This window comes from Bacillus sp. 1021, assembly GCF_014534735.1.
GTDB classification, from domain to species: Bacteria; Bacillota; Bacilli; order Bacillales; family Bacillaceae; genus Bacillus; species Bacillus siamensis.
This window is the reverse complement of record NZ_JACVSR010000001.1, coordinates 36,763-48,556: the sequence shown is the minus strand read 5'-3', so window position 1 is coordinate 48,556 and position 11,794 is coordinate 36,763. Positions and strand designations below refer to the sequence as shown.

At 46.5% G+C, this 11,794-nt stretch carries 13 protein-coding genes; 5 read left to right on the top strand and 8 right to left on the bottom strand.

The features are described 5' to 3' along the window. Positions 1 to 22: 22 nt before the first annotated feature. On the bottom strand, positions 23 to 445 hold the full coding sequence (locus ICW23_RS00300; protein ID WP_188153848.1) for a CBS domain-containing protein: 423 nt from the start codon (positions 443 to 445) through the stop codon (positions 23 to 25). A gap of 130 nt (positions 446 to 575) precedes the next feature. After that, positions 576 to 971 (bottom strand): DUF5365 family protein, encoded by a 396-nt coding sequence (locus tag ICW23_RS00295; protein WP_016938415.1) that lies wholly within the window; start codon positions 969 to 971, stop codon positions 576 to 578. A 110-nt stretch (positions 972 to 1,081) separates the two neighbouring features. On the opposite strand from ICW23_RS00295, the gene ICW23_RS00290 reads away from it, so the two are divergent. Then, the gene (locus ICW23_RS00290; RefSeq protein ID WP_188153847.1) at positions 1,082 to 1,990 is read left to right on the top strand and encodes an RluA family pseudouridine synthase; all 909 of its coding nucleotides are present in this window, start codon (positions 1,082 to 1,084) and stop codon (positions 1,988 to 1,990) included. On the opposite strand, the gene ICW23_RS00285 is transcribed toward ICW23_RS00290, so the two are convergent. Both ICW23_RS00285 and ICW23_RS00280 read right to left on the bottom strand, forming a co-directional pair. Further along, on the bottom strand, positions 1,987 to 2,583 hold the full coding sequence (locus ICW23_RS00285; protein ID WP_188153846.1) for a class D sortase: 597 nt from the start codon (positions 2,581 to 2,583) through the stop codon (positions 1,987 to 1,989). The genes ICW23_RS00290 and ICW23_RS00285 overlap by 4 nt on opposite strands. Further along, positions 2,580 to 4,613: a bifunctional metallophosphatase/5'-nucleotidase gene (locus ICW23_RS00280; protein ID WP_188153845.1), complete on the bottom strand. Its 2,034-nt coding sequence runs from the start codon at positions 4,611 to 4,613 to the stop codon at positions 2,580 to 2,582. Before ICW23_RS00280 ends, ICW23_RS00285 begins: the two co-directional genes overlap by 4 nt. A gap of 193 nt (positions 4,614 to 4,806) precedes the next feature. On the opposite strand from ICW23_RS00280, the gene ICW23_RS00275 reads away from it, so the two are divergent. Then, positions 4,807 to 5,469, top strand: coding sequence for a spore coat protein (locus ICW23_RS00275; protein WP_188153844.1), 663 nt, complete (start codon positions 4,807 to 4,809; stop codon positions 5,467 to 5,469). Here the strand turns inward: ICW23_RS00275 and ICW23_RS00270 are convergent, their stop codons facing one another. Together ICW23_RS00270 and ICW23_RS00265 are read right to left on the bottom strand one after the other, a co-directional pair. After that, positions 5,470 to 6,372 (bottom strand): hypothetical protein, encoded by a 903-nt coding sequence (locus ICW23_RS00270; RefSeq protein ID WP_188153843.1) that lies wholly within the window; start codon positions 6,370 to 6,372, stop codon positions 5,470 to 5,472. It abuts the gene before it with no gap. Positions 6,373 to 6,496: 124 nt separating this feature from the next. Next, the gene (locus tag ICW23_RS00265) at positions 6,497 to 7,039 is read right to left on the bottom strand and encodes a YhcN/YlaJ family sporulation lipoprotein (protein ID WP_016938420.1); all 543 of its coding nucleotides are present in this window, start codon (positions 7,037 to 7,039) and stop codon (positions 6,497 to 6,499) included. Positions 7,040 to 7,181: 142 nt separating this feature from the next. Here ICW23_RS00265 and ICW23_RS00260 point away from each other — a divergent pair, with 142 nt between their 5' ends. Continuing rightward, entirely contained in the window at positions 7,182 to 7,781 is a 600-nt protein-coding gene (locus tag ICW23_RS00260; protein WP_188153842.1) for a hypothetical protein, read from the top strand. Between the two features lie 208 nt (positions 7,782 to 7,989). Here ICW23_RS00260 and ICW23_RS00255 read toward each other — a convergent pair whose 3' ends face one another. Continuing rightward, positions 7,990 to 9,381 (bottom strand): L-cystine transporter, encoded by a 1,392-nt coding sequence (locus ICW23_RS00255; protein WP_016938422.1) that lies wholly within the window; start codon positions 9,379 to 9,381, stop codon positions 7,990 to 7,992. Between the two features lie 151 nt (positions 9,382 to 9,532). Here ICW23_RS00255 and ICW23_RS00250 point away from each other — a divergent pair, with 151 nt between their 5' ends. Next, positions 9,533 to 10,612, top strand: coding sequence for a GGDEF domain-containing protein (locus ICW23_RS00250; protein ID WP_045927058.1), 1,080 nt, complete (start codon positions 9,533 to 9,535; stop codon positions 10,610 to 10,612). A gap of 165 nt (positions 10,613 to 10,777) precedes the next feature. On the opposite strand, the gene ICW23_RS18840 is transcribed toward ICW23_RS00250, so the two are convergent. Then, positions 10,778 to 10,876: a MetQ/NlpA family ABC transporter substrate-binding protein gene (locus ICW23_RS18840; RefSeq protein WP_223152182.1), complete on the bottom strand. Its 99-nt coding sequence runs from the start codon at positions 10,874 to 10,876 to the stop codon at positions 10,778 to 10,780. A gap of 655 nt (positions 10,877 to 11,531) precedes the next feature. On the opposite strand from ICW23_RS18840, the gene cspB reads away from it, so the two are divergent. Then, positions 11,532 to 11,732 (top strand): cold shock-like protein CspB, encoded by a 201-nt coding sequence (gene cspB / locus ICW23_RS00240; RefSeq protein ID WP_003155376.1) that lies wholly within the window; start codon positions 11,532 to 11,534, stop codon positions 11,730 to 11,732. Positions 11,733 to 11,794: the final 62 nt, after the last annotated feature.

The window sequence follows — 11,794 nt, the reverse complement described above, 5'->3', positions numbered from 1 at the left end:
GAATGCAAGCTCTCTTGATCCGTTACTGTGAGTTTTGGCTGGAAATATTAGAAAGAGCTGCTCCCGCAGACTCGTTTGAACGCTGATCGACCGCTAAGTCTCCAAGCGCAACGATCCCGACCAAATGATTTTGATCAACAATGGGAAGGCGGCGGATTTGGTATTGGGCCATCAGGTGTGACGCCTCTTCAAGACTCATCTCCGGGTTTCCGGATACCACTTTAGAAGACATCACGTGCGAAACAGGTGTTTGGCCGTCGCGGCCTTGAGCCGTTGTTCTCAATGCGATATCACGGTCTGTCAGCATTCCTTTTAATTCCCCTCCGTCAACGACGGGAATCGCTCCGACATTATGCTGATGCATCAGCGCGGCCGCTTCCTGAATCGTTTGATTGGGAGAAACGGTAGCCACGTGGGTAGTCATTGATTGTTTGATTGAACTCATTGTAAAGCACCCCTTTCGCCATTTATTATGCTCGGGGATTTGTCTCATTATAAAGGGAGTTAGAGGAAAGAAATTGTGGTATCATGTCAAAGAAGCAAAAAAGAGCCTGTAAAAAGGCTCTTTACATCCATCAGATCAGCCTTCTGTGACCGCAGGCTTCTGATTCGGCTCCTGTCTCGAAATCATCATAGGTAAACGGAAAATTCATTCCGCAATCATTCAGCAAAGCGCAATTTTTATCAAACAGCGCACGCTCTTTGGCATCATATACCGCGTGCGGCTTTGACAGCATGATATGTACCGTTTGCAGACAAGCCATAATTTGAAATGCTTCTTTTAACGTTCCTTGGTAAAGTTGGTTTTGTAAAGACAATACGCCCCTTTTTTTAAAGCGCTGAATTTCCAGTTCGGAGAAATAAAGAGGAAAGACATTTTGGAACAATTCAGAGGAAAGCTCTTGTATCGCGCTTTCTTGCCCGTCAGTCGCTGCGTTGACAATTCTCACATCAATCACCTTTCTTGCCATGTGAATATCCTTAATCTTTATCAAGAATAGCACAGAAAAAAACGCGAAAGCTAAGGTAAGTGTTTCCTATTGAAACAGCCGCTTTCCGCTTGAAAAAGGAGCTTTATGATATGAAACAAAATGACCGCGGGCTGGAACTTCTGATAACGGAAAAGCACGCCGGACAATGGCTGTTTTCAGTCCTGAAATCAGAATTTCAGGCATCTAAACCCGTGATAACCGAATGGATGAACCAAGAAAGCATTCAGGTCAATCGCACATCTCCCAAAAACAACATCATCCTGAAAACCGGAGACCGCCTTTTCATTGATCTTCAGGAAAAAACGGAGTCATCGGTGATCCCGGAATACGGGGAAGCGGAAATCTTATTTGAGGACAATCATATGCTGATTGCAAATAAGCCGGCGGGAATGCCGACTCATCCGAATGAAGAGGGTCAGACCGGAACCCTCAGCAATCTGATCGCTTACCATTTTCAAATCAACGGCGAACAAGCGAAAGTCCGCCACGTTCACCGGCTTGACCGGGACACGTCAGGTGCGGTCGTTTTTGCCAAGCACCGCCTGGCTCATGCCATCCTCGACCGGCAGCTTGAAACCAAAACATTAAAACGCACCTATATCGCCGCAGCGGAAGGAAAAGTGACGCCGAAAAAAGGCACGGTTGATTCGCCGATCGGCCGCGACAGGTCACATTCCGTCAGACGGCGCGTCTCACCCGGCGGACAAGCCGCCGTCACCCATTACAAGGTACAAGGCTATCATTCCGGCGCGCGGCTTTCTCTGATCGAGCTTGAATTGGAAACCGGAAGAACACATCAAATCAGAGTGCATATGGCAAGCATCGGCCATCCGTTAGCGGGAGATGATCTGTACGGCGGAAGCCGGGCGCTGTTTCACAGACAGGCGCTTCACGCCAAAAAGGTAAGTGTCATTCATCCGATCTCCGGAGAAGAAATCATTGCCGAAGCGCCGATGCCCTCTGATCTGGCACACTTTGCCGACACGTATTTTTCTTAATCCGGGTAAGCATATATAATATATCGTTTCGGTGCATTTCCGATGTAAGAAAACGGATAGCAAGTGGTCAGGATCAGTTCCTCCCGCTCATGCTGAAGGGTGATGACGGACGTATCATCCCGGCTGACGATTTTTGTATGGCTGATTTTATAAGAAAACGCGCCGTAAGACAGCATCACGTTCAGCCTGTCTCCTTTTTTCAGTTCGCCGGTCCGTCGGAACACCGTGTCCCTGTGGCCGGATAATACGATTTGGCCGTGTTCATCCGGATAATAGCTGTCTTTGTAATGGCCGACGCCTTTTGCTAAATCGTCTGCGTCAGTCCCTTCCACGATCGGGAGCTCAGCATCGATTTTAGGGATCTCTAAAATACCGCTTGCTTCACCTGTTTTAGGATGAAATTCTTTTTTGCGCTGCGCCAAAGCCGCTCTATTCGTTTCTTTCTTTGCCAGAACGGGTTCAGCCGCTTTTTTTGCTTCTTCAAGCGATTGGTTTGTCTTCATATGTGAATCGACGATCTTCCAGCTTCCATAGCATGTGACGATGACACCGATAATGATGACAAGAAGCGGAATGTGTTTCAGTTTATTCATGGTGTACGGGTTCTCCTTTTCCTTCTGAAAAGCCAGTATACGCCGGCGCCTGTGATCACCAGTCCGGCCAGTGCCGTCTGATAGCTGCCCGCTGAAGTATCAGGCAACGGGCGGCCTTTTTGTGAGCCGCTTTCAGTCTGTTTTGTGCTTTTTTCCGGATTTGCAGCCGATGACGGACGGGTTTCGGAAGCTGTTTCTTTTATAACGGGACGCTCTGGTTTTTTGGCTTGGTCAGGCTGTTTTGCAGCATCCGGGTTTTTAGCGGGTTTTTCCGCTTGGGGTTTTTCTGTTTTATCAGGTCTGGTGCCGCCCGGTGTTTCCCCGTTTCCCGGCTGACTGCCGGTGTCATCAGGTGTTTCAGCTGCTGATGCCGTGCGGATGCGGCCGTCGGTTTGATAAGAAATCGGAGCGGAAAAGCTTTTGACATAGTCGACTGTCGCTTCCAAATCCTCAGGCCCCGTCACCGGATTCTTGCCGAGTTTCCCGATCGGGCCGTATTTTGCCCCCGCCGCCGTTGCCATAAATTGATTGACTGTTAATGTATATCCTTTCTCGGGCTGTATGTCTGTCCCGTCCGCCATTTTCATATCAATCGCTTTTCCGGTTTCCGGGTTCCATGTATAGGAAAATCCGCTGATGCTGTAATCCGGTCCGTAAACCGGAGAAATTTGTGCATTGATGATCTCCCGCAAATCTTTTCCTTTGATTTCAAGCTTCGTCAGCACATTGCCGAACGGCTGAACATTATAAAGGTCTCCCCATGTAATCGGCCCTTTTTTTATGCCGTCCCGGATGCCGCCGCCATTCATAAGCGCAAAATCGGATTTCATCTTCGCTTTCATACCGTCGGCAATCAGATTTCCAAGCGCCGTGTCGCCGTCATTTGAATAGCCGCCCGTTATATCATGGGCCGCTTCCCCGACCGTTTCGCTGATAATCGGTTTCACTTTCTCTTCATATTTGCTTAATATGCCTGCCGCATCCGGGTCCGGCTTGATTTTACTTTGGTCGATATATTGGATTTCCGCTGATTTTTTCACGATATCCTTCGACTCTTTATCAAGTTCAAGATCGGCGATTCCGATTGCTTTTCCGTATTCAAATGCCTGCACGATCAGCTTGCCGTTGACTTCTCCGTTTACGACTTTATGATTGTGCGCGGCGAAAATCACGTCAATCTCTGAGTCTGTCCCGCCGGCAAGCTTTGCAGCTTCTCCCGTGATCGCACTGCCGTTTTGTTCAGCAGACATATGGGCGAGCACGGCGATAGCTTTAATTCCTTTTTTCTTCAGGTCAGCGGCGGCGTCATTGACGGCTTTTACCTCATCCGTAAACGTGATGTTTTTAATTCCGTCCGGAATGACCATTCCTGCTGCCGATCTGGTTACAACTCCGATAAATGCAACCGGAATTCCGGAAACGTATTTGATTTCATACGGCGGAAGAAAGGACTCACCTGATTTCAGTTTACAGTTGGCGCAGACGAGCGGGAAATTTTGGCCGTCATAACCGCTTGTCCCCTTTCCGTCCGGATGATCTCCTCCATTGATGATCCGTTTAAGCTCATTTGTTCCTTCATCGAATTCATGATTGCCGACAGTCCCCACGTCAAACCCGATGTCTTCCATCAGTTCTACTGTCGGTTCATCTTGAAAAAGGGCTGACACGGGAGAACTGCCCCCGATCATATCGCCCGCATGCACCACGAAGGCGTGTTCTTTTTCGGCTTTTGCTTTTTTAATGTACGCCGCAGCGTAGTCCATTCGGCCGAACGTGCCATCCGGTTTACCATCTCCGTTAAGATCAAGCTCATATTGCTGATCAATTTTTCCGTGCAGATCATTCATGCTGATGATTCTGAGCGGGACACGGCCGGTGTCTTCAGTCTGCTGTTCTTGATACGCCTTATCCGTTCTACTCTCATTCAGCGGTCCGGCTTGTCCGATTGCTGCCGCATCTTTCAGGCCGGAGACCATAAAACAAACCATCAGCACACAGCACGAAAGACGCATCCCCCTTTTTTTCTTCATTCATTTCCCCCCTTGTCTTCTAAGAAATACGTTAGCTTATTTTCTTAAAAATCACACCACTTTTTTGTAAAGATTGTCTTCACTGGCGCAAAATAGTAAATAGTCCCCATGTAACGAAATCGGTCTGCATGTATAACGGATCAGCTTTTTTCACATCTTAATGATGATTTGACATGAAGGAGGAAAACAATCAGTGGAACAGCAGCAGAATCAGCAGCCGCCGCCAGTAAATCAGGGGATGCCGGGTTCACCGCAAGTGAATCACGGAGGACATGAGCTTTTCGATATGCATGAAGTCCTGGCCGGAACAGTCGGCGTCCTGGATCAATTTATGATGCTCAGACAATTTATACAGGATCAGCAGCTGGCGGATATTCTTGACCGCCAGTACCAATTCATTCTCGGACTTTATAATCTGACAGCAGAATGCTTTAAGACCGGCCAAAAGCCTTCTCAAGAAACTTCGACATATATGATGAAGGAACAGAACCAAGCCGTGTACGGCATAAAACCGACACAGCCGAAAAAACCGAATCAATCATTAAATGATGTCAAAGATCTCGGGATAAGCGGTCATATGCTCGGCCTGATTAAAGCTCAAGCTTCTCTTTTGACGATGAGCTCGCTTGAAATGACCAATCCCGTGACAAGAAGAGTGCTCTCCGCTCAAATTCAGCAATATGTTGAAATGGCATTTGAAATCTTCTTGTACCAAAACAAACACGGTTATTATCAGGTTCCTCAGCTTAATGCACAAGATATGCAGACGATGCTGAATTCATTTGGGCCGGCTCAGGGACAGCCGCAAATGCCTCCGATTAAAGGACAAATGGGACAGCAGCAAAACCTGCATTGATTAAGAAACGGCGTTGGATACCCGACTCTCCAATGCCGTTTTCTTTTTTTCATATGTTTTTGTGAAATCACGTTCAAACTGTTTCAGGGTTTCTTTGGTGGCTGCTTCAAAGCCTTTTTCAAAATCCTGTGTTTCGGCGGTTTTGTTGATAATGGTTAAGATAATGCCTTCTCCGAATGTATCGGTTAAATCCTTTATCATATAGAAGCTTTGCAAATATACATCCGTCTCATACTCCATCCGCGATTTCTGCCATTTTCGGTCGGTCGTTAATTGATCAAACGGCACGACGGAAAATGCAATCGGATCAATGACTACATCATAATGCGCAACCCATTCGCTCAGCCCCTCATGAAACCAAAGCGGAAATTCAGACGTAGACGTCCCCATTTGCCGCGTTTTTTGATGAAACGCATAGTGCGTATATTCATGTATAATCAATTGTTTATACATAAAAACGGCCAGCTCATCTTTTTTCAGAAGCTGTTTTTTCTCTTCAGGCAAAAGCCCCATCATCTGCTCCTGCTCTGAATAAAAACCGACTACGTTTTTCAAGCCGGAATATTGCTCAATTTCAGCTTCATCCGCAAAGAAAATAAGTTCAAGAGGCGCTGTTCCTTTATAGCCGACAATGATTTGATTGATACGCTTTGCGTAGTCTAACGTAAGCTTGGTCAGATCCAAGAGCGGTTTTTCATCCGCCGTATAGTAAATCGCTGTATGTTTGTAAATTTCTTTATTCATGTGTTCAGTCACTTGTTCCTTCGTCGGAACAGAGCGGCTGTTTTGGCCTGACAGGACGTACATCAAACTGACTGAAACGGCTGAACTGACAGCCAATATGACAAGGACTCCGCACAGGATCAGAGTGAATGCCGCCCGTTTCCCCATGCCGTCACGCAAACAAGCTCCCTCCCCGATCCTTCAATTTTTCATCTCATTCTTTACTTTATGCGCCGGAAGGTTTGGCCGTGACGGCAGATAAAATAAAAAAGCCGCAGCAAATGCGGCTTTTCCATTCATTCATTTATTTATTGGGGTTTGGGAATACACGCTGCACCATTTGGCCGAATTCATCAAACAGACCCGATACCGGGTGGCCGTTTTTGATTCGTTTTCCGTAGCCTTGCATACGTTCCACGAAATCCGGATTCGCTGATACATATACTGTCCGGACATGTTTATCGGCTGATTTCACCTTATCGGTAATCTTATTTTTCAAATGGTTGGCGATGGCGCCTTTTTGCCCGTTTGTCAAAACAACGGCAACATAAGCGCTGTTTCCGGCAACGATTACAGTTGCATTTTTAACTTCTTTCAGATCAGTCACCTTGTCTGCGGCTTTATCAGCAACCCTCAGGTTACGGTTGTTATTGTGATCTGCGGTGTTTTGGTTATGACGGTTCCCTGTATTCATATTTGTCGCACCGTCGTTAGGCGTGTTGCGGTAATTTACATTTTGGGTGCGGTTGTCATTTCGTTTTCCTTCTCCCTGGTTTCCCATGCTGCACCCTGCGGTAATCAGCATCGGCAGAAGAAGGGCAGAGATAACTGCTTGTTTTTTTATCATGTGAATTCCTCCTTTCTCACTTTACGTATAGGTTTTTCTATTCGGCTGGATTTATGCACGCCGTTTGCATTTGCGCAGTTGGATAAATATCAGAAGGAAAGGAAAAGATAAATGTAATCAATAGAATGAGGAGGGATTTAACTTGTTCAGACAAAAAAGAGGCATCAGCCCGACAGCGCTGCTGATCGGCTCATCACTTTTGATTGCAGCTTTATCACCGGAAATCCGCCGCAAAATCACCGGAATGGTTTCAGGCCGAATGCAGCATAAAGATGACGCACACTCCATGCAGCCTGCTGAGATGATTAAGCAGGCTTTCGGCGGAGAATCCAGCGGACAGCAGCACACGGACAAAGACCGGCATTCACAAAGCGGCTCCATGCAGCCCGCCGAGATGATCAAACAGGCTTTCGGCGGAGATTCCGGCGGACAGCGGCACACGGACAAAGACCGGCACTCACAAGGCGGCTCCATGCAGCCCGCTGAGATGATTAAGCAGGCTTTCGGCGGAGATTCCGGCGGACAGCGGCATGAGCAGACTTCCCGCCAACACTCCGGCTCAACTTCATCGTCTCATGAACACAGCCGGAGCCATACGGACGGACAGGCAGACCGCAGAAAAGAGACTTCGGCAAAGCCTCACTATACGGAGCCGATTCACTTTGAAGAAAGCGCGGTAAATGTTTTAAATGACAGCACCGTAATGAATATGCTGGAAGATCTGGAACCCGGAAATCATTAAAAATACACGAATTCGTTTTTTAACGATTTGAAGAAGTTCCCTTAATCACAATGCCGGGGAGCGGATAATGTTGCTTCCCGCTAAAAAAGCCTTAACTTCAGGTGAAGTTAAGGCTTTTCAGATTGAGGAAAGATCTTGCTAACCATGCAGTGCGGCTCACAGCAAAGTGATGTGCCATGGCTGGTTTTTGCTGATGATCCTCTTTTTATTAAGCTTCTTCAGCTTCAATGACGATTGAGGAATCATTGTAAACCGAGGTATCGGTTTCCTTCGTCATTTTACTTGTTAACAGTCCCGCGGTCATGCTGCCGCTGACATTTAAGGCAGTGCGTCCCATGTCAATTAACGGCTCAATTGAGATGAGCAGCCCGGCAAGCGCGACAGGCATGTTTAAAGCGGATAAGACGAGAAGAGCCGCAAAAGTCGCGCCGCCTCCTACGCCTGCTACACCGAACGAACTGATTGCCACTATCGCGATGACCGAAATAATAAATCCGGGTTCAAACGGATTTTGCCCCACTGTCGGCGCAATCATCATCGCGAGCATTGCCGGATAAATGCCGGCACAGCCGTTTTGACCGATCGATAAGCCGAATGAACCGGCGAAGTTCGCAATTCCTTCCGGTACGCCCATGCTTTTTTGTGTTTTAATATTGAGCGGCAAAGCCCCTGCGCTTGAACGGGACGTAAACGCAAACACCATGACCGGAAATGCTTTTTTCACGTATGTGATCGGATTTAAACCGCTGAACGTAATCAGCAGCAAGTGAATGATAAACATGACGATGAGCGCGGCGTATGATGCGATCACAAACATCCCCAGTTTCACAATGCTGTCGATGTCGCTTGTCGCGATCGTTTTCGTCATAATCGCCAACACCCCGTAAGGCGTCAGTCTTAAAATTAATGTCACGACGCGCATAATAATCGCGTAAACCGCATCGACAATTCCGCTGAATGTCGCGGCGTGCTCCGGCTGCTTCCGTTTCACGCCAAGGAAAGCGATGCCGAGAAAAGCGGCGAAAATAACGACTCCGATGGTGGAAGTCGGTCTGGCCCCGGTGAAATCAAGAAACGGATTTCCCGGCAGAAGCTCAACGATTTGCTGAGGAAGCGTTTTAGCCGTCATATCCTCCGATTTTTGCTGAAGCTCCTGGCCTCTTGATAGCTCAGTGCTTCCCTGGTCGATATGAACGGCCTTCAGATCAAAGGAAAGCGCCGAAACAATTCCGACTGCCGCGGCAATTGCTGTGGTGGCAATCAAAATTCCGATGATCAGGCCGCTGATTTTTCCGATGTTATGGGTCAGTTTCAGCTTCGTAAATGCGCCCAGAATGGAAATAAAGACAAGCGGCATGACGATCATCTGAAGCAACTTGACATAACCGCCGCCGGCGATATTAAACCAATCAGCTGTTTGTGTCACGATATGTGAAGCCGGCCCGTAAATCAATTGCAGTGCAAAACCGAATACAATGCCTAATCCGAGCGCGGTAAAGACACGTTTAGAAAAGGAAACGTGTTTTTTTTGCATCACAAACAGACCTGCTATAAGCAAAAGCATAATGAAAACATGTAAGACTACAAATAAATTCTCCAAAACAGGTAAACACTCCCTTGCTCATTATCCTTAAACACTATATTATATGAATTCCGATCGGTCAAGTATGATTTTACAATATATGTATTTTTATAGACTTTTCTCTTTTCTTTCCACCCTTTCTTTAGTAACTTATATAAGGGTGATTGTTATGCTGAAGGAACTGTTTCTTAATTTGACGATTTTAATCACATTTAATTATCTCTTCACCCTTCTTTTTAAAGAGTCGCTTTCGTATAAAGAAGACCGTCCGATGTTTCAATTACTGAAGGGGGCGGCTTGCGGGCTTTTAGGGGTTTTTCTGATTGCTTTCGGCTTTTCTTACTCTGATTCTATCATTGATCTCAGAAATATCCCGATTATCATCGCCGCTCTTTACGGAGGCTGGGTGTCTACGGCAGTTGCCTTTGCGATTATCGTGGCAGGCCGTATCCTGATCAATTTCAATGCCAGCGCCATTTTTTCCATTGCAGCAGTCGGGATTATTGCCATACTTTCTGTGGCCGTCCTTAGAGGAAAAAAGCCGGATCGCAAAAAGGCGTTCGTTATGCTGCTTTTCTCAAACGTTATTTTCACCCTGACGCTGCTGTTGCTTGTGCCTGAACAGCCTGCCGGGACCCTCGTATATTATTGGCTCATTTCCACTTTGGGCGGAATGCTGTCACTGTATATCATCAAACACGAAGCCGATGCCCGCCTTTTATTCAAGAAATACAAGTTTCAAGCGAATTATGATTTTCTGACTGGGATTTTTAATAAGAGAAAGTTCGAGGAGATCTCGCGCCTCCTGTACGACCGGGCATCTCGATCAGCCTCATCTCAGCTTGCGCTTATTTATTTAGATATTGATCACTTTAAACAGATCAATGATCAATACGGCCATTATGAAGGTGATCAAGTGCTGAAAGAACTAGGGACGCGGCTGAGATTCTTAATCAGCAGTTCTGATCCGTCAGCCCGTATCGGGGGCGAAGAATTTGCGGTGCTTATACCGAATTGCACGTATACAAAAGGGCTTCACCTCGCAGAAGAAATCAGGCAGACGATGGACGGGAACCCGATTCTGCTGACGAGCGGAGATACAATTTTCGTGACCGTTTCTATCGGCATCGCGCACTATCCGACCAATACGGCGGATCCGCAGACCCTGCCTCTGATCGCAGACCGGATGCTGTACAAAGCGAAAACCTCAGGACGCAATCAAGTGTGCAGCACTGAAAAAAAAGAATGATCGCCGCAGGGGGGAATCATTCTTTCTTTTCAGTGACAACGGCGCCCGCCTGGAAAACGGGAATCAGGCTGCCCTGATATTCGATACAAAGACAGGAGTTTTTGCATCCGCATAAAATCCTGCTTTTTTTGGTGAAAACTGCTGCCTCACGCCTTTTCAACTTAATCAGCCCGCCGTTTCATCAGACACGATCATCACCGCTCCGTTTGGTATATCCTTCAGCCGTTTATACTGCTTGGAATAAATGCCGAGCACACGCCGCATACGTCGTTCCTAAAGGGACAGCTTCTTTTTCCCATTAGTCGGCAAACATTTAAAATAAGCAAGTTTGAAATGTATTGGCATCAAAATCCCTCCGGCAAGTGCCAAATCAGCCTCGGCATAATCCGAAAACATTGCCAATGAAATTTTCAATCCTTCCTCTCCGACTTTTTTGCGACAAATCCCCAGATAAATGGATGACATACATTGATTCTGATAGTAATGGCTCGATTTCAAGCGGGATCATGGCATGAAGTAAGCAGCATGATCAAAATGAAGAGAAACAGACTCTTTATAATCCGCAGCTTCAAGATGACCTACTCCCTCCCTATTTTTATTTGCAGTGCAGCACTGCACCATGCATTCGGGCTCATGATTAAGTTAAGGTTGTAGAGAGCGGCTTTTATGAGCTGCAAAATGTGCTGTTCAATCTCAGATCAGCCTTCCGTATCCGCGCGATTTCGACTTAAAAAATGTTATTTCAAAAAAAGTTACATTTAGCAGTTGTTTTTTCTCCGGATTACTGGTAGAGTAAAGGTAATTATTTTTGTTCGAACTATCTTTAAGAAGAAAGTTTTGCAAGAGTTTTCGTCTTGGAAGTTTGTTTTAGAGCAAGAATAGTGAATTTAAGCGTTATGTCGCTTTAGGAGGAAATTTCATGTTAGAAGGTAAAGTAAAATGGTTCAACTCTGAAAAAGGATTCGGATTCATCGAAGTAGAAGGTCAAGACGATGTATTCGTTCACTTCTCTGCTATTCAAGGCGAAGGCTTCAAAACTTTAGAAGAAGGCCAATCTGTTTCTTTCGAAATCGTTGAAGGAAACCGCGGACCACAAGCTGCTAACGTAACAAAAGCATAAATGTCTTAAAAAAACCTGCCGGTGCAAGCCGGCGGTTTTTTTATACCTAAAAGCTGTTTTGC

What these genes read in the sequence shown, in the direction of transcription:
- ICW23_RS00300 (WP_188153848.1), bottom strand. Translation starts at nt 445, where the DNA reads ATGAGTTCAATCAAACAATCAATGACTACCCACGTGGCTACCGTTTCT.
- ICW23_RS00295 (WP_016938415.1), bottom strand. Translation starts at nt 971, where the DNA reads ATGGCAAGAAAGGTGATTGATGTGAGAATTGTCAACGCAGCGACTGAC.
- ICW23_RS00290 (WP_188153847.1), top strand. Translation starts at nt 1,082, where the DNA reads ATGAAACAAAATGACCGCGGGCTGGAACTTCTGATAACGGAAAAGCAC.
- ICW23_RS00285 (WP_188153846.1), bottom strand. Translation starts at nt 2,583, where the DNA reads ATGAATAAACTGAAACACATTCCGCTTCTTGTCATCATTATCGGTGTC.
- ICW23_RS00280 (WP_188153845.1), bottom strand. Translation starts at nt 4,613, where the DNA reads ATGAAGAAAAAAAGGGGGATGCGTCTTTCGTGCTGTGTGCTGATGGTT.
- ICW23_RS00265 (WP_016938420.1), bottom strand. Translation starts at nt 7,039, where the DNA reads ATGATAAAAAAACAAGCAGTTATCTCTGCCCTTCTTCTGCCGATGCTG.
- ICW23_RS00250 (WP_045927058.1), top strand. Translation starts at nt 9,533, where the DNA reads ATGCTGAAGGAACTGTTTCTTAATTTGACGATTTTAATCACATTTAAT.
- ICW23_RS18840 (WP_223152182.1), bottom strand. Translation starts at nt 10,876, where the DNA reads ATGCGGCGTGTGCTCGGCATTTATTCCAAGCAGTATAAACGGCTGAAG.
- cspB (WP_003155376.1), top strand. Translation starts at nt 11,532, where the DNA reads ATGTTAGAAGGTAAAGTAAAATGGTTCAACTCTGAAAAAGGATTCGGA.